This is a genomic window from Desulfosarcina cetonica JCM 12296 (assembly GCF_001311845.1).
Classification (GTDB): domain Bacteria; phylum Desulfobacterota; class Desulfobacteria; order Desulfobacterales; family Desulfosarcinaceae; genus Desulfosarcina; species Desulfosarcina cetonica.
The window spans coordinates 47259-63964 of record NZ_BBCC01000016.1; the positions used below are offsets into that span (position 1 = coordinate 47259).

Sequence of the window (16706 nt, forward strand, 5' to 3'; positions counted from 1 at the left end):
CCTTGTTGACCAAGAGATCGTCATCGAAACGTGCGCCGGTTGGTGCTTTGGGGACTGGTCGTCCTCGGAGAACAATAATAATAACGCATGGAGACAGCGTTTCAGTGACGGCGATCAGAACAACAACAACAAGAACAACAATAACGCCGTCCGATGCGCCCGGAGGTGGAAGCTCTTCCCCGGAGCTTGCCATTTTGACTTTGGAGGCGTTATTTGATGCCTATTTTGATTGCCGCAAGCATAAGCGTAACAGTCAGAACCAGCTTGCCTATGAAATGGAGCTGGAAAGAAATACCGTTCAGTTATGGCGCGATCTGGAAGAAGGCCGTTATGAGATTGGGCGCAGTATTGCCTTTGTTGTAACCCATCCGAAAATCCGGGAAATCTGGGCGGCTGATTTTCGGGATCGGGTGGTTCACCACCTTGTTTATAACGCTATCAGACCCAGATTTGAAAAAAGCTTTATCCGTGACGCTTACGCCTGCATACCGGGGCGCGGTATCCATGACGGAATGCGCAGGGTTTCCCATTTTGCGCGTTCGGTGACACAAAGCTGGAGCAGGCCTGCCTATGCTATGAAAGCCGATATCGCCAATTTCTTTAACAGCATTGACAATGAGCAGCTTATCCATATCCTGAAAAAACGCATTCACGAAAAATGGGTGATGGATCTGATAGAGCAGATCATTCACCATAACCCGCGCCCCGATGTTATCCGGCAGTCAACACCGGAGATGTTTGCTCTTGTCCCAAAGCACAAGAGCTTTATGCACGCCCCACCGGGGAAAGGCTTGCCGATTGGTAATCTGACCAGCCAGTTCTTTGCCAATGTGTATTTGAACGAGCTGGATCAGTTTGTGAAACATAAGCTCAAAGCCCGGTATTACGGGCGTTATGTGGACGATATTATCTTGTTTCATGAAGATGCCGGAGCGCTTAACGGCTGGTATGATGAAATCGAAAATTTTCTATACGAGAAACTTAAAATGCGGCTGCACCCTCATAAAAAATGGCTGAACCGCGCGGATGCCGGGATTGATTTTGTTGGTTTCGTTATAAAACCGGGGCGCACCTATTTGCGGCAAGCGTCCCTTTCCCGTTGCCAGCAAAAAATAAGGGCATGGGAAAAGAAAGGAGCCGTGCTTGATGAACATGTCCTTGACGGCCTTTCGGCCAGTTTAAACAGCTATCTCGGGATGCTCAGGCAGGTTGATGGATACAATGCCAGAAAATCTATATGCAATGGCCTTGAAAGCCTCTTTATCCGGGCGGATGAGGGGTATACTAAAATATTCCAGTGCTAAAATCAGATTTCCGGCTCCATATTAGCAGTTATCGATGGACCAGGACTTTTAAAATCGTTTGACCATATCGCTGAGCGACACTGTGAAATACCATCGATCCTTAATTGTTTTGCTTATAGCCAATGTTTTTATGATGTCTGGATCACATAGTGTAAAATTCGGATTTACGACCGTTCCAATACAATCATCGACACTATGGACTTCAAATCCGTCAGTGGAATAAGAAAAATTCGGGAAATGCCAGGGCTGATGGTCGCATTTATTTGACAGGGACCAGGCAAAATATTTTGTATCACCTTTCCGGGTCACTCGGTCGGTTGAAACGAAGAAAGTCGGGCAATGCCAGGGCTCATGGGCGCATGGATTGACCATGCTGTAGACAAAAAATCTTGAATCGGCGCTCCATTCAGCTTTGACAACAAATAAACCATCTTCGTCATCATCGGAAAAATAACCTCTTTGAAACAGTATTTTATCGTTTTTAGATTTTATGATTATTTCGCTTTCATCCATTCCGCTTTGCGGGCTTCGTACCGGTGTAACATAAGCTTTGTATTTTCCATTCGGTGACAAATACTCTCTTGGCAAACCATGATGCGCCGCTCCTGGGCAAAGTGCGGAAGACGGGAAGGATATATTGTTTAGGATTTTAATCATTTTGTTTGTCTGAAAATTAAACATGAGTTTTACTCCTTCTTAAATTTCCGGCTCCAGGTCGCTATCGATGTCCAGATCAAGGCCATCGAATTCAAGCTCGCTCCTGGGCATCTTTTTGGATCTTTTTTCAAATATTGTTTGTTGGCTGCTAATCTAAAGATAGAGCTTGCTCGCTATACTCTGATTGACGGTGTTCTTCCCTTAAATTCATAATTCTGGACACATCGTCATCAATGGCAACGTCGCAAGCGTCGGCAACATCGAATAGCCCTTTTAACGCGGCAAGCAGCCATTTACGCTGAATTAGATAATCTTCGCCGCGTCGGTGGCTTTCAAATATCTCTTCACTTGCTCGATTAAATTTTTCACATGCATCTAAAAAATCCGTCATTGTTTCACCTCCGTATAACCGCGATTGCTCCTTTACCTCCTCATTTTGGCAGATTAGCAACCTATTGATATATCATCATATTTTTTAATCCTAAATTTCCGGTTCCAAGTCGTTATCGATGTCCAGATCAAGTCCCTCAAATTCAAGCTCGCTTTTCGGCATCTTCTTAGGCCTGGATGCAGCTTGCCTTGATTTTTCCCGGTTTTGCCTGTCTTTGCCCGCTTCCATTCCCTGCGCATGCGACAGGTCACGGAGGAGGGCTTTTCGTTCCTCTTCCTGCTTTTCGCGGAGCAACCTGATTTGAGCCTGCAGGTTCCGGCGCTCCCGGAGCTGCGCACTTATCAAATCTTCCTGCTCTTTCTGGTCGCGCTGGTAGGCAAGCCAGGCCTCACGCTCGTTTCGTTTCCGGTTTTTCCAGTAGCGGCCATTGATTTTGTCCCACAACCCCTTAAACCCTGAGCGAATACGTGCCGAACGTTTCAGCTCCTCAGATTGCCAGCGCTTTTGCTGGACTTCATCCAGGCGGCTTCGATCCGACCGGTGGCGCTCCACCATGTCTTCCTTATCCTTTTTCAAAGGCTTTGATTTCAGTTCATGCTGCAACTGAAGCTCATCGGCAAAGCCTTTGAACAACTTGCTTAATCTTCCCTTCATGGTGGTTTGAACGTCCGAAACGCTCGGCAAGTCATCAGGGCTACCAAGCCGGTCCGCCAGTTCCTTCTTTTTTGACCGAGCTGGCGGGTCAGGGAATAGACCTCGCCATGCACATCGACCGCTACAAAGCCGCGCCGGTCTCCCTGCGCGAGGGTATACCCTATTTCCTGCAGGGCGCTTTCAAAACCGGCACGGCTGTCTGAAACAACCCAACATTCCTGCAGCTCGCGCTTGATATCATCAGGCTTGCGCCCGATGCGCAGCGCTTGCTGCCACTCAGCACGGCTATAGTTCAGTGGGTTCTTTTTGGATTTGTCCCTGAAGCCTTCAGGCATTTTCCAGCCATGCTCCTTATATAAAGATATGGCAATGTCCTTGAGTTTTAATTTGGGATGGGAAATATTGATCGCCTTCATGTTTTCGGTATCGATCCGGCTCCAGACACAATGGGCATGACGGCGTCCTTCCTTTTCATGGAAGACCACCACACGCGGCTGGCCTTCCAGCCCCAGTTTCTTTTCTATTCGCTCCAGCGCGTTTTCAAAGACGGCAACCGGCACTTTTTCATTTTGTGGGGGACTGAGGCTCAGCGCATACATGAACTGTTTGCACTTCGTGCCTTTGGAGAGGGCATAGGCCTCATTCAAAGCCCCCAGGACATCTGAGGCAATGAAGCCGCTGACCTCATGAACCTTTACATGCTCATTCTGATCCGATTTAAGCAGATGCTTTGCCATTTGCGCACCCCCGGCGCGTTGGTTCCCTTTAAGGATCATGGCGCTCCTCCCTTTGGGTCATTTCAGGGTCACTGAGAGGCTTCAAGCCCATGGCCTTGATCAGGGTTTGACGCATCCACCTTATGGCATCGCAGGCGTTATTGAGTTCCTGGGCGACCTCATGGTTCACAGGCAGCGAACCGGAATTAGCGGCCTTGGCAAGCTGATTGATGTTCTGGGAGATGCGTGATTTGCCTAGTGTGCCCAGGAGTTTGGAAAGCTCTTTCCGCTGAGGATCGGCCATTTGTTCGCGTGTGCGCCTTTTAGGCAGTTCGGGCATGTCCTCTTTAAAGATCAGCACCTGATATAAGCGGCCAGGGGGCGACCGTCAGCGGCCACTTCCAGGACGCGGCGCTCATCCTCGGTAAAACGCATGGAAAAAGGAGGCGGGTACTTTGGTTTTTTGCGATCATCAGGAGGCTTATTCATGATAAACCTCCTTGTCCGGGCAGGGGTGATTTTTTAAAGATGTGATATTACGGGCAGTTATGAGAGGTAGATACCGTTGGTTGCCAGCCCCCGCTACCACTTAAAGAGAAAAGGCACTTACAATCGATTGTGAGTGCCTTTTTTCTTGCCATACCATAAAAATCCGTACCCACTATTATACCCACCATCGGATAAGACTTGCCGCAATCTGCACAAGTCCATGTTTGTGGTTCCGGATTATGTGACGGCTTTGGTTTTGGTTTATTTGGCCTATTGGGCCTTTTAATGCCTTCATGATCACGAACGCTTGCATGTAACGCCTGATCACTTTCCCTATCACCAGGCGCCGCGCACTTGAGTTTCCCGCACACCTACCGATATCACCAATGCTGAGGAACATCGCCCCACATGGGCATGATCAAGTTTAACCGACTTCCTTGACGACTATTCTTAACGGATTGTAATAAAATGGGAAAATACATAGCCTACACGCTATTAATTGCTGTAACTTTATTTGCCCTCGAGTGGTTTCAGATTGTTGATATTCCGTATTTTGAAATTCCAGACTATACATCGGGGAAAAAAGTTATGGTTAATTCTGGGCACAATTATTTAAACCAGTCAGACGAATAGATTCCACACCTTCTCCCAAAAAAACAGGTGATTCCGCTTTTATGCGGTTTCGCCCATTTTTTTTGAATTGCACAACACGATCCATAAAGTATAATTCCCTTCAGCCAAAAAAAGGCCGGACCATCATCAGATGATCCGGCCGGTTGCGATAGGTGGAACGAGGGGGTAGCACGGGAAGCTGATGGTGATCCTACGGATAGTTTGTTCGGATTTTATTAAACCGGAAAAAATGATCCGTTGCCAGGGCAATTTCACGACCGGACATGGCGGCCCAGATATTGGAGAAACGATCTGCCGACCAACATGCTGGCCAGCATCAATACGCACAAATAGAACCATATCTTAACGCCATCAAAACCGAGATCGTAGTGGGGCATAAAAAACGCCGCGATACAGCAGACCGCTACCCACAACACCAGGATCGACCGAATGCTGATGGTGGAGATCCTCTTAAATTGATCCATTGCAGACCCTCCCCTTATTTTCTGTTGGCTGAGGCGTTTTAGGTTATACGAGGCGTGTTAGGAATCGATGAAATGTTCAGCAGCCACCGTAACCCGTTTCGTGGCCAGGAATCCAAAAGGAAACCGGGCCAGCAAAAGCCAACTCGGCAGGGAGAAAGAGAAGTTCTCTGGTGGCCTTTTTCCGCATCGATCCGAAAAGATCCAAAAAGGCCTTTCTCGAACTGATCGCCGACTGGAAAGGTCTGGGCATGATTCCTTCGGGTTCACACCCAGACCTTGCAGGTGATCCGCGGGCCGTTAGCGGTCACACTACAAATAATCATTCAAAGGAGCACCTGGAAATGTTATTGGTCAAAGTATTGAACGCTGGAAACATGGAAGACATGGGCCTCTACAATATCGTTGGGTTAATTCGCAAGGATTATAATGTGCTTGGTGAAAGTAATCAGGGTTATAAACTATACAGTCTACTAAAAGACTTGGCAGATGACAGAGCTGAAATGAAAGGGACAAAAATCAAAACCGATAATCGTGGCCCACAACCCTTTACTTACAACAGTCACAACGTAATGCACTACAGTACTGGAGAGAAGAGAAAGAATCCAAAGAAATACTCAGCTACTATATTTTTCTACAAAAGTGGCAGTACAATTTACATTATAGCCGCAGGGCACCACACAAAAGCAAGTACGCCTACGTATAAAATAACATGGGGATACATGGCCGGCCATACCGCTTGCGTATGAAAACCGCCCTTACAATGCTGATAGTTCGCTGCAACTAACATCTTGACAATCGTAACCCCTCGGGTTACATTTTATAGTCCATGATAATATCCTTTAAACATAAAGGCTTGGAAAACTTTTTTTGCACAGGGAGCAAGAATATGATGATTATCATTAGGAAGTCATAACAATGAGCAGAATAATCAAACGCCCAACACATCCGGGAAGAATACTAAAAGCGGACTATCTTTTACCTCTATCCATTACCATTAAGGATTTGGCTGCAACCCTCGGTGTTTCAAGAAAAACGTTATCTAAAATCATAAATGAAAGAGGCGCTGTCACACCCGATATGGCTTTGCGATTGTCACGTGCGTTTGATACCACTCCAGATTTTTGGCTGAATTTGCAGAAAAATGTTGATCTTTGGGACGCTGAAAATGAATCGCAGGAATGGAAAAAGGTAAAGCCATTTCCACAAGACAGGCTCCATGATCATCATTCATCGCTTAACAACGAACAAAGCACGTGAGGGGGCCGGGAGTATCCGTGCCATTTTACAAATAAGGTGAGAATATGCTGCAGGATACGATTCAGTCTTCGTTCGTCTCACTTATACCCTACACCGGCATTCAGTTTTTAGACTTTGGTCTAAAGGCAAATCAGATAAAATTTGCGAAAACGTATTGTGCTCGTAACGAGGGGCCCGCTCCTTATTTTAGTCATGCGCATGAACACGCGGAGTCGGGAAGGATCACGGATGACAATGGGCAGGACGTGCGTGAGGACGAGCAGATTTCTATCTCGCTCGCCCAGATATTTCGTGTTTATACAAATTCCTGGCTACCGCTGCCGTTATTGAGAATCAAGGAAGAAACCAAGACTGGAGCCATCCTGTTTGATAGGGGGCCTTTAAACTGGGCCAGGATCAGAATCACGGAGCTTGAGCCGTCGGATAAAGACGGCCATACGCACCGTATCACGGTTATTGTTGATACCAATTTTCTGGAAACGCATCCGAACCGACCCTATGCAGCGCCTTCTGAAACCGATGTAACGACAGCGGCGCAATTCAAGCTGGCATCGGCACTGGAGGACTACTGCTATTTACAGCAAACGGACTGGGCGGTTTCCATTATTGAAGACGCCTATGATGCCTATCTCGTGCAGCGTTATGGGGCAAACCGGTTTGAGCAGGCGAAAGCCAGTGTGCCGTTTATGCATCCCTGGGCGGTTTACGTTAGCCTGATCGATATGCTGAATGAGGCCGAAATACTGCCGCGGATTCAATTTGTCGATACCGTCAGCAGGCCGCTACAATATACGCCGATCGATGTCGACTTTGTCCTTGATATTGGAAATTCGAGGACCTGTGGCATTTTGATCGAGTCGGGTGATCATGACACGATTGATCTGAATAACAGCTATTCGCTGGAATTGCGTGATCTGAGTCAGGCAGAGCACATCTACAAAGAGCCCTTTCCCAGTGTTATTGAGTTTCACCGGGAATCCTTTGGGAACAATCGGCTGACAGCCCGCAGCCGCCAAGACGCCTTTCAATGGCCAACCCCGGCGCGCATCGGTTGGGAAGCCAATCGGCTGTTTAATACCTCCAGAAGTACCGATGGCCGCACCGGAATGTCGTCGCCCAAGCGTTACCTGTGGGATACCCGTGAGCAAAACCACGACTGGTATTTTAACAGTTACGGTTCCTTGCGGAAAAACACGGGACGTGTCCCCGCGATTAAAGGCACCTTCTTCCAGTATCTCACCAACAGTGGCGATGAATGGAACAGGGAGGACCCGGACTCTTCATGCGTGACCCGGGCAACCTATACCCGTAGCGCGATGATGATGTTTTTCCTGGCCGAAGTTTTCACCCAGGCGTTCATGCAGATCAATTCCTTCGGTCAGCGGCGAAAAAAGGCCTACAAAGATCTGCCACGGCGATTAAACCGAATTGTCCTGACCATGCCGACGGCAATGAGCTTGTCTGAGCGGAAACTGTTTGAAAAGCGTGCCAGACTTGCCTTGAAAACGGTGGCGGCCGTTATGAAGATTCCCGCAGCGCATGTTCCCGGCCTGGTGATGCAGTGGGATGAGGCAACAGGGACACAGGCTGTTTTTCTTTACAACGAAGTTAAGGAAAATTTCCGAGGGGATGCAGCGCAATTTTTCGAATCGAGCGCCCGCCCGTTGATTGCAAACAAGCATAAACAGATGCGTATCGCCAGCATCGATATCGGTGGCGGGACAACCGATCTGATCATCACGTCCTACACCCTTGAAGACGGGGCATTGATCCGGCCAGAGGAAAATTTCCGCGAAGGATTCAATATCGCCGGGGATGACATTCTGCAAGCCATTATCGAACGGCATATTCTGCCGGTATTCAAGCGTTATATTGAACAGGCGGGAGTTGAAGAATCCGAAACGGTGTTGACCGCACTGTTTGGTGCCAGCCGCGCCAACGAAGATGAACGTGAACACCTTAAGCGGCGGCTGTTTTGCAATCAGGTCTTTATCCCCATCGGCCTGCGTATTATCGGCCTGTATGAATATTATGATACGACGCATGGTAACCGCGCTTACACCTTAACATTCAGCGATGTCTTTTCTGACGATGACAGACCCAAGGATTCTGTCATTGCCTATCTGCAACAAGGGCTCAGTGATTTTGGCGTGCCGCCATTCGATCTTCAGGCGATGGCGTTCAATATCGATCTGGGATTGGTGGATAATACGGTTAAACGCACGATCGGTGGAACACTTGCCGATTTGTGTGAACTGATCAATCATTATCAGTGTGATTATCTTCTTCTTTCCGGTCGCCCGAGCATGATGCCCGGAGTCAGAGATTCCGTGATTGCCAAGCTTCCGATTCCGATCGACAGAATCATCTCCATGCATGATTACAAGGTCGGTGCCTGGTATCCGTATCGCGATCTCAAAGGCCGCCTGTCGGACCCGAAAACGACCGCAGCCGTCGGCGCCATGGTTTGCGCGTTGTCCAACGGCTATCTGGTTGGATTCAGTCTCAAGAGCAACACGTTTAAACCGTCATCAACGGCGAAATACATCGGGAAAATGGATGATACCGGACAGATTAAAAACAAACATCTCTACTTCCGGGACATTAATCTGGAAACCGCCCGGGACGCTGGTGGAAGCAGTGCGCCTTCTGCCGATGTCCGAACACAGCTCCTCTTCAGCGGCCCGATGTTTATCGGTTTCAGGCAAATGGATATTGAGCGCTGGCCGGGAACCCTGATCTACCGGGTCGATTTTAATGATCGCAACCATGCCGATCAGCTGCAGCTACCGTTGAAGATCACGCTGGCGTTAATTCCGGAGGAGGACGACAAGGAATGCAAACTGTTCGATATCGATTCCATCGAAGATGCCGAAGGCATGCCGAAACCCGCTTCACTGGTAAAGTTTCAATTGCAGACGCTTCGCAACGACAGTGGGTATTGGATGGATACCGGCGTTTTTGTCATTGAGCCGTAAGGATCGGAATTGAGGAGAGTGTATGCGCGATAAGGATAGAGAATTATCAGCCCGATGTCGATCCGCGGCGAACGTTGCATCCGACTTTATCCATTGGAGTTCAGAACACCGGGACATTGTTGAACCGAATGTTCAAACCATCAGGCGTAATTTCAATAAGTTTGAGACACAACTCAACCGTCTGGCCGTGGCTGCCGAAAGACCCATGGCGGTTGCGGTGTTTGGTCCGAGCCAGGCCGGAAAATCGTATCTGATTTCAGCATTGGCGCGGGATGGAGAAAAAGCATTACAGGCTAAAATCGGCACCGAGACCGTCGATTTTCTTAAACGCATCAACCCGGAAGGAGGGAAAGAATCTACCGGGATCGTCACGCGCTTTACCATCCGGGAAAATCAGCTTCCTTTTCCCGACATGCCAGTTAAAACCAGACTGATGGACCAAATTGATATTATCAAAATTATCGGGAATACCTTTTTGTCCGATGTCGATCCGGCCTGCATCGCCATTTTGGAAGCCGAGGATATTGATGCCATTCTGGCTGACGCGGCATCAAGGCTCAGCAGAGCCCGGTTGACAGTCTGACCGCCAATGATGTTTTTGACGTGCGCGATTACTTCATGCGTTACTTTCGAGGGGTTGCCCGAATACGGATGTTAACGGAGGATTTCTGGGAAGCTGCCGCAGACGTGTTACCGCGCCTTGAAATCCATGATCGTGCCCGGTTTCTGGCAGTCCTGTGGGGTGAAACGGACGCCTTTTCCAATCTCTACGTTCAGCTTTACACGGCTCTCAAACGGTTGGACTTCAGTCATGAAGCCTATTCTGCGCTGGGCTCCGAAAGCAGTGAAGGAGCGCTTTTACCACGCAGCAAGAGTATTATCGATGTCTCTACCTTAAGCCGTTTGGGCCAGGAGAGCGCCGACACATTGACGGTTGTCGTTCCTTCCGGCACCCGGGTTGAGCTTAAGCGTTGCGAGTATGCGGCACTCATCTCCGAGTTGGTGATTCAGATTGCCGATATCCCCTACGATTATTTCCGCTTTACCGATCTGCTCGATTTTCCCGGTTATCGTTCCCGTGAACAGATCCGCCAGCTGGACAGCTTTCTTCAGCAGGACAACGCGATCGAGTCGCTTTTCATTCGCGGTAAGGTCGCTTACCTGTTTCAACGGTATCGCGAAGAACGCGAGCTTACCAGTATGCTGCTCTGTGTTGCCGATAGCAACCAGGAAGTCAAATCGCTTCCGGATGTGATTGATGAATGGATCCGGAATACCCACGGTGAAACGGCCGAGGAACGCAGCGGCAAAGCGGTGTCCTTGTTTTTGGTGCTGACAAAATTTGACAAAGAGTTCGATCGTAAAGGCGGGGGCGGCGACACCCCGGCGGAATATGCGTCAAAGTGGAAAACCAGGCTTCATTCCTCGCTGTGGGACTTTTTGGGCAAACAGCACGCCTGGCCGCTCGAATGGAGTAAGGCAGGCCCGTTCAATAACAGTTTCTGGATTCGAAATCCCAAATATGAGGCCCCGCATCTGTATCAGTATGATGATGCCGGCCACGAAGTCGGGTTGTTGACCGGCGCCCGTGACCTTGAACGGATCAATGGGTTGAAGCAGGCCTTCTTGACAACGCCTGAGGTTGCGGTCCATTTCAAGAACCCCGAAGTCGCGTGGGACTCCGCATTGATGCCCAACGATGGCGGGATCTCTTATCTGGCCACGGAACTGGGAAACGTGTGTGACCCGGATCTGAAATATAACCAGCTGGTTCATCAGTTCAATGCGGTGAAGCTCGAGATGTTGTCCCGCATGCGTGAGTATTATGTCGGTGATGACAATACCGAACGGATCAACACGCGCATTCAAAAAAGTCGCGATGTTGCCAAGGCGTTGACAAAAACAGCCAAAGCGGAACGTTTTGGAAGCCTCATGAGTCAACTCTACGTCTCTGAATCCGCGTTGAGGGACCTTTATCTGCGTATCGATAAGGAAAGCGCCCAAAATGTCATTCTGATCAGCGAACCTCAGGCGGAAGATAATGACTTTTTTGAAGCGCTGGGACTGGACGATGAAGCCCCCCAAGAGGATTCTCAGGAGGGGGCAACGGCAGCGATGCAAAGTTTTGCGGAACTTTATGCGGCAGAAGTGGCCACGTTGTGGGTGTCAAAAATTCATGATTTTGTTGATGACCATGTCGCGCGAAACTATCATTTCCTTTCAGAGGCGATTGCCCAGGACTTGATTCGGGAGCTGAAGTCGGGCTTTTCGACCATCCAGATTCAGAAGAAAATAGCGGGTACCGTTGCGGATACAACCCGCCTGCGTATTACTGTTCATAAAGCCATCGCTTTCCCGACGCGGTTGACCGCGAACCTGGTCAACGATTATGTGAATTATCTCGGTTATCAGGATGTTCCGGAGTCTAAACGTCCGAATATCAAAGGAGAGCCCATTTTTAAATCTCAGCCTTTCGATTGTGACCCACCATCGCTTTCTGAAACGCCGGGCAATTATCATGATCGATTCGTCATGGATTGGCTCAAAGGGTTCTTAACCTTGGCAGAAGACACGCCCGGGTGGAAAGTGGCATGCGTGTTGATCCTGCTGCAAATGAAAGATTGGCGATGCTGATTTCAGCGTTGGAAGGATAGATTCATGCAACAACCGAGAATCTTTGTAGGGGAAGATCTCAATCGTGAACCGGGCTATACGATTTTCACCCTGGAAGGGATCAGCGGTGTCGTCGATCGTATTTCCTATTCAGTGGTTCGTCACGGGTATGACTTCAATTATCTTGGTGAGAAAGAGTGGCAAGCGGCCTTTTCCTGGTTGGAACCGGAGGATGCCTGGTATGAAAACGGGACCTTGAAATTCATTGTCCCGCCGGATGTCACCTGGCAGCTTGAACCCCAGGGCTATGTTCTGCGCCTGAACCTGACCCCGACCATCGGCGATGTCTCCTTTGATTTCTTCTGGCCGGACGTTTTACCGGCGGAATCAACGGGGCAGCCGTCCAATGCTCAACGCCTGTCGGGTACGCGTGTCAAACCGGTGACTGCAGATACCTCCGGTCAGCCGTCGGCCATTAAAACGGTTGTTCCGGCCGCTACAAACGAAGACTTTGAGCTCAAAGATGATTTGCTGCCTGATGAGGTCATGTCTGTTTTTGATGATGAGGCCAGTATTCCAGCGATGGATGATCTTCCTTCGTTTGAAAATCTCGCGCCGCTTACCGATGAAGAGACGCCGGTTGCGCAGGATCCGTCGAGTACCCAAGAGGCGTTGATTGTTGAAGCGACTCCGGCGGATAGGCAAGAGGAATCCGCGCCTGCGGAAAAAGAAGACATCGCCCCTTCACGAAAAGCAGCCGCATGGCTGGACCAACATACCCCCGATGAGCCGTCAAAAGGGCCGAAGTCTGTCCTTATCCTTTTAGCGATAATAGCCACGTTTGCATTGCTTGCCGGATTGTGCCTGTTTTTTCTAAATTCAGGGTCGTCAGATCAAAAACAGGAACCTCTATCGGATAGGCCATCAACTTCTGAAGCATCCGGCAACATGACTGATCCAGGCACAGATAAAGCGTCTCAATCAAGCGCCGAAGGTGAGCACTCCCGTACGGAAATCACAGAAGTGTCAAAGCCCGTGGTTATTCCCGAGACGAAGGTTGCTGAAGAGCCAAGTCCCAATGCGCACCAGCAGAATTTTCAAACGGAGAGCATTCTGCAGAATGCGATGCAACAGGAAAAAGAGAGGGAGACACCGAAAAAAACGGATAATCCAAGTCCATCGAGCCCGCGTTAAGGCGACAGGTTGGGGAATAAAAAACTCTTTTGACTATTTATAGGAACAGGGGAACGAACGATGAAAAAACATGCTCAGCTTATTTTGCTAGTGCTGTCCTTCTTTCTCTTTGCCATGATCCGTTCGGGTGTTGCAGCGGATAGTTGGATCGGAATGGTCACCGGCAGCAAAACCGGCACCTACATTAAAATTGGGCAGGATATTGCCGATGCTGCGCGCATGAATGGTGTCGATATTCGGGTCCAGGAATCTGAAGGTTCCCTTGATAATATCAAACGCATGAACAGCCGGGAAAACGCCGGCTTCGGAATCGTTCAATCAGACGTGTTGGGTTACATGAGGCGTTCAGACAGTCCTCAGTTACGAAAGGTTGCTGAACGATTACGGATGGTTTTTCCGTTGTACAATGAAGAGGTGCATGTTTTTGCGGCAACCGATATCCGTCGCTTAAGTGATTTAAACGGCCGCACGGTGTCTGTCGGCAGCAATGGCGGCGGCAGTTGGATGACAGCAATGAACCTGTTCAAAATGCTCAATATCCAGCCGGCGAGAGTTAACAATTGGGACAACACCAAGGCTGCCGCAGCGGTTATTGACGGGAATCTGGATGCCATGATCTATGTCGCCGGCAAGCCGGTTACGTTTTTTGAAAAAGTCGGTATGTTGAAAAATGACCCGGCATATAAAGATCGCTTTAACCGTGTGCATTTTGTGGCGATCGATGAGTCGGAGGTGCTGAACGAGTATGTACCGAGCAGTATCGGCCCGAACGATTATTCCTGGATTGATGAGAAAGTACCGACAGTGGCGGTTAAAGCAGTGATGGTCAGCTACGATTTCTCCTCTCGCCGAAATTCCTACTATAATCTGCGTTGTGATCAGCTTGGTAAAATCAGTCAGGCCCTCTACCGCAATATTGAAGACCTGAAATCCAACGGGTTGACCCCTAAGTGGCGTGAGGTCGATCTTTCGGCAACAATCGGTAACTGGCCGAAAGATAAATGTTCTCTGCAACCGTCAGCAGGGAAACAGGCGGGGGAAATGTCAACCGAAGAGAAATTGGAAAAATTTTTCAATTAATTGCCGGCAGAGTTGCCTGTGTACATTACCTCGATTGACATAGCCGATTTTCTTCCGTTGGGCTCGGCCGATTATCCGGCGTATTCGCTTTACGACGCCCTTAAAACGGTGATCAGCCATCGTGTTTCTCAAGAAACGGCAATGTTGCTGTGCGAGCCTGTCTTTGACGCGGGAGGACTTGAGATTGACTACGCGTCGCCATTAGAGGGTCCACTGCAATCACTCGATTCACTTGGTGATGACCAAAAAAATGCCGTGCTGGACAAGCTGTCGCAACGTGCTGCTGAAATAGCAGCACTTGCCGAAACGTTTTCCAAAAGTACGGATTCTGAAAAGATTCGGTTTGGTAAAAATTTACGGGACGCACTCGTCGTCCCGTCTTCCGACTATATTTATGTCATCGATGACCAACCGTGCTTGTTGCCTGGGGCTTTAAAACAAGAGGGGCCGTGGCGACGTTCGATGCTGTCGATGCCTGGCGGTTGAAAGCAACGCGGCCAGCCCCGGATCCTGAGCCTCAAGCGCAACATCAGTCAGAAGCTCAGGCTTATAGAGAGTCTTTATCTGAAAATCCTGCGGATGACCTTCGTGTTGATGCCACCTTGTTCCAGAGCAAGAAAAAATTCCCTTGGCTATTTTTGCTGCTCCTGTTAGTCGGCCTTCTCTTGCTACTGTTTTTATTGCCACGGGTTTTCGGTTTGTTAGGATCAGATCGCAATCACAACGCGTCTCCTTCAAATCCACTCTCACCACCGGCAACTGCGCCAAATGGTCAAAACGGAAGGACTTCACAGGCACAAGGCCATGGAGCAAACGGGATGTCTGAGGGTCACGATCCTTCTGCAGTACAATCGTCCTCATCTCCGAACCCTACGGGGGTGCAGGAGGACGGAGGGAATTCTCTTCCACAAACCGGTTTACCGAATAATCCTTCAGTCTCTGCTGGGGCAAACCAAGGCCGTGAGGAGCGAATGCAGGAATTTCTCGGCCAGGACAATCCCAACGACTTTAAGGTCCCTCAAGATGCCATAATGCATGACGATCTTTCATTTCTGCAGGGGGAATGGATATCCATCACCAACTTGGTCAGTTCTGTTTCAAAAGAAAACGTCGTCATTCATTACCGCTTCGATGCACAGGGAAACGGAACAACAACAATTATCCAGGATCGGACAAAACGCTGTACAGCCCCGGTAAAAGCTTGGTTTAAAGGGGCAGATCGTCTTTACATTGAAGATCAGGCCGATGTTATCTGCTCATCAACAGCATATTTCCCCAAATCAACGGTATCTGCGATATTGACCGGGGAGGAAATGCCGTGTGTCATGGTCAGCAAGGTCAAAATATGTACGATGTTTCTTTTAGGCGTCGCTGAAATGACAAAGACGGTGCTCGTAAGCGTATACAGGGCACTGTAGATGCAAGGCGCCGGGCATGCTAACGCACCTTTTCGTACTTTGAACGTGGACTCGATAGCTGATGGAAACGTGGCCACTTAAAATGATGCAATACCGACCATAAAAATCTTATTGGCCCGGATAACGCTGGTGATACGCTCAAATATCACAACATTTTGAATTGTTAATATTTTACAAATACCCTGTACTTATCTTTCAAATCCGATCTTTAAAAGATAAGACAGCTTTTGTTTGATAATCTGAACTTCAGTGTAAAATCGCCGACCACAAAATATGGGATTGGTGATGTTGGCATTGAGATTAAGACACTATCAAGTACCTACAGGTTTGCAGATAGGGAACATAAGCTTCAGCCGTGCCGTGTAAGCGTCGGCTGGAAGCAATCGATAGGCAAGCTTATCAAGTGTAAAGCAAAACCTCGCATTCACATGTAGCGATGACTTTATGGAAGATTATTTTCTTATTCTCCGAATCGCTATATTTCGTGCGGAACCTCCAAAGAGAGCTGGCTTTGATGTTGACTTACATTCTTCCAATGATGAACATCTCCAACCAGTGTTTGTATAAATTGCTCCATATTGACACACTATCCCAGGAGGTGATTCGATATATTCATATACGCCATCCTGTACTCTTTGGTAATATTTTACATTAGGTACTGAATCATATTTTTTGCAGCAATCATCACAGTGCAACTTATGAGTCGAATTACATATCCTTGACTCATCATTATATTTCTTTTCCTTCTGTTTTCTTTCAATGGCAAGCGCTTTATGAATTTTTCTTGACTGAGAAACAAAATTTCCACTTGGATACTCTTCTAGATACTTATTAAAGCTTTCGAGAGTATTTATATTC

At 48.5% G+C, this 16706-nt stretch carries 16 protein-coding genes and 1 pseudogene; 9 read left to right on the top strand and 8 right to left on the bottom strand.

The genetic code is table 11. The features are described 5' to 3' along the window. The first annotated feature begins 104 nt into the window (after positions 1-104). Complete coding sequence (locus JCM12296_RS05795; protein ID WP_172683782.1) at positions 105-1304, top strand: RNA-directed DNA polymerase; 1200 nt, start codon at positions 105-107, stop codon at positions 1302-1304. A 48-nt stretch (positions 1305-1352) separates the two neighbouring features. Here JCM12296_RS05795 and JCM12296_RS05800 read toward each other — a convergent pair whose 3' ends face one another. The 7 genes from JCM12296_RS05800 to JCM12296_RS05830 form a co-directional block, all read right to left on the bottom strand. Then, a complete protein-coding gene (locus JCM12296_RS05800) occupies positions 1353-1985 on the bottom strand; it encodes a hypothetical protein (protein WP_054690901.1) in 633 nt (210 codons plus the stop codon). Positions 1986-2109: 124 nt separating this feature from the next. Further along, positions 2110-2352, bottom strand: a complete 243-nt coding sequence (locus JCM12296_RS05805; RefSeq protein ID WP_054690903.1) for a hypothetical protein — start codon at positions 2350-2352, stop codon at positions 2110-2112. A 90-nt stretch (positions 2353-2442) separates the two neighbouring features. After that, positions 2443-3006, bottom strand: coding sequence for a hypothetical protein (locus JCM12296_RS05810; protein WP_157067398.1), 564 nt, complete (start codon positions 3004-3006; stop codon positions 2443-2445). Then, complete coding sequence (locus tag JCM12296_RS05815; protein ID WP_054690906.1) at positions 3003-3782, bottom strand: relaxase/mobilization nuclease domain-containing protein; 780 nt, start codon at positions 3780-3782, stop codon at positions 3003-3005. Before JCM12296_RS05815 ends, JCM12296_RS05810 begins: the two co-directional genes overlap by 4 nt. Continuing rightward, a complete protein-coding gene (gene mobC / locus JCM12296_RS36000) occupies positions 3772-4083 on the bottom strand; it encodes a plasmid mobilization relaxosome protein MobC (RefSeq protein ID WP_218187989.1) in 312 nt (103 codons plus the stop codon). The genes JCM12296_RS05815 and mobC overlap by 11 nt, the downstream gene beginning before the upstream one ends. Next, entirely contained in the window at positions 4077-4211 is a 135-nt protein-coding gene (locus JCM12296_RS47100) for a hypothetical protein (RefSeq protein WP_281491933.1), read from the bottom strand. Before JCM12296_RS47100 ends, mobC begins: the two co-directional genes overlap by 7 nt. A gap of 884 nt (positions 4212-5095) precedes the next feature. Then, the gene (locus JCM12296_RS05830) at positions 5096-5308 is read right to left on the bottom strand and encodes a hypothetical protein (RefSeq protein WP_054690912.1); all 213 of its coding nucleotides are present in this window, start codon (positions 5306-5308) and stop codon (positions 5096-5098) included. A 170-nt stretch (positions 5309-5478) separates the two neighbouring features. Between JCM12296_RS05830 and JCM12296_RS05835 the strand changes: the two genes are divergently transcribed. From JCM12296_RS05835 to JCM12296_RS37885, 8 genes and pseudogenes are all read left to right on the top strand, one after another. After that, positions 5479-6054: a hypothetical protein gene (locus tag JCM12296_RS05835; protein ID WP_157067399.1), complete on the top strand. Its 576-nt coding sequence runs from the start codon at positions 5479-5481 to the stop codon at positions 6052-6054. A 169-nt stretch (positions 6055-6223) separates the two neighbouring features. Continuing rightward, positions 6224-6565: a HigA family addiction module antitoxin gene (locus JCM12296_RS36005; RefSeq protein WP_083455880.1), complete on the top strand. Its 342-nt coding sequence runs from the start codon at positions 6224-6226 to the stop codon at positions 6563-6565. Between the two features lie 44 nt (positions 6566-6609). Then, the gene (locus tag JCM12296_RS05840) at positions 6610-9543 is read left to right on the top strand and encodes a virulence factor SrfB (RefSeq protein ID WP_083455881.1); all 2934 of its coding nucleotides are present in this window, start codon (positions 6610-6612) and stop codon (positions 9541-9543) included. Between the two features lie 22 nt (positions 9544-9565). Then, positions 9566-12177, top strand: a pseudogene (locus JCM12296_RS05850) (virulence factor SrfC family protein). Positions 12178-12201: 24 nt separating this feature from the next. After that, positions 12202-13350 (top strand): hypothetical protein, encoded by a 1149-nt coding sequence (locus tag JCM12296_RS05855; protein WP_054690921.1) that lies wholly within the window; start codon positions 12202-12204, stop codon positions 13348-13350. 60 nt (positions 13351-13410) lie between these two features. After that, positions 13411-14430, top strand: a complete 1020-nt coding sequence (locus tag JCM12296_RS05860) for a TAXI family TRAP transporter solute-binding subunit (RefSeq protein WP_054690923.1) — start codon at positions 13411-13413, stop codon at positions 14428-14430. Then, entirely contained in the window at positions 14431-14916 is a 486-nt protein-coding gene (locus JCM12296_RS05865) for a hypothetical protein (RefSeq protein ID WP_054690924.1), read from the top strand. Further along, a complete protein-coding gene (locus JCM12296_RS37885; protein ID WP_157067400.1) occupies positions 14880-15848 on the top strand; it encodes a hypothetical protein in 969 nt (322 codons plus the stop codon). Before JCM12296_RS05865 ends, JCM12296_RS37885 begins: the two co-directional genes overlap by 37 nt. 452 nt (positions 15849-16300) lie before the next feature. Here the strand turns inward: JCM12296_RS37885 and JCM12296_RS41455 are convergent. After that, on the bottom strand, positions 16301-16706 hold a 406-nt coding region (locus tag JCM12296_RS41455; RefSeq protein ID WP_218187990.1), incomplete at its 5' end, for a hypothetical protein.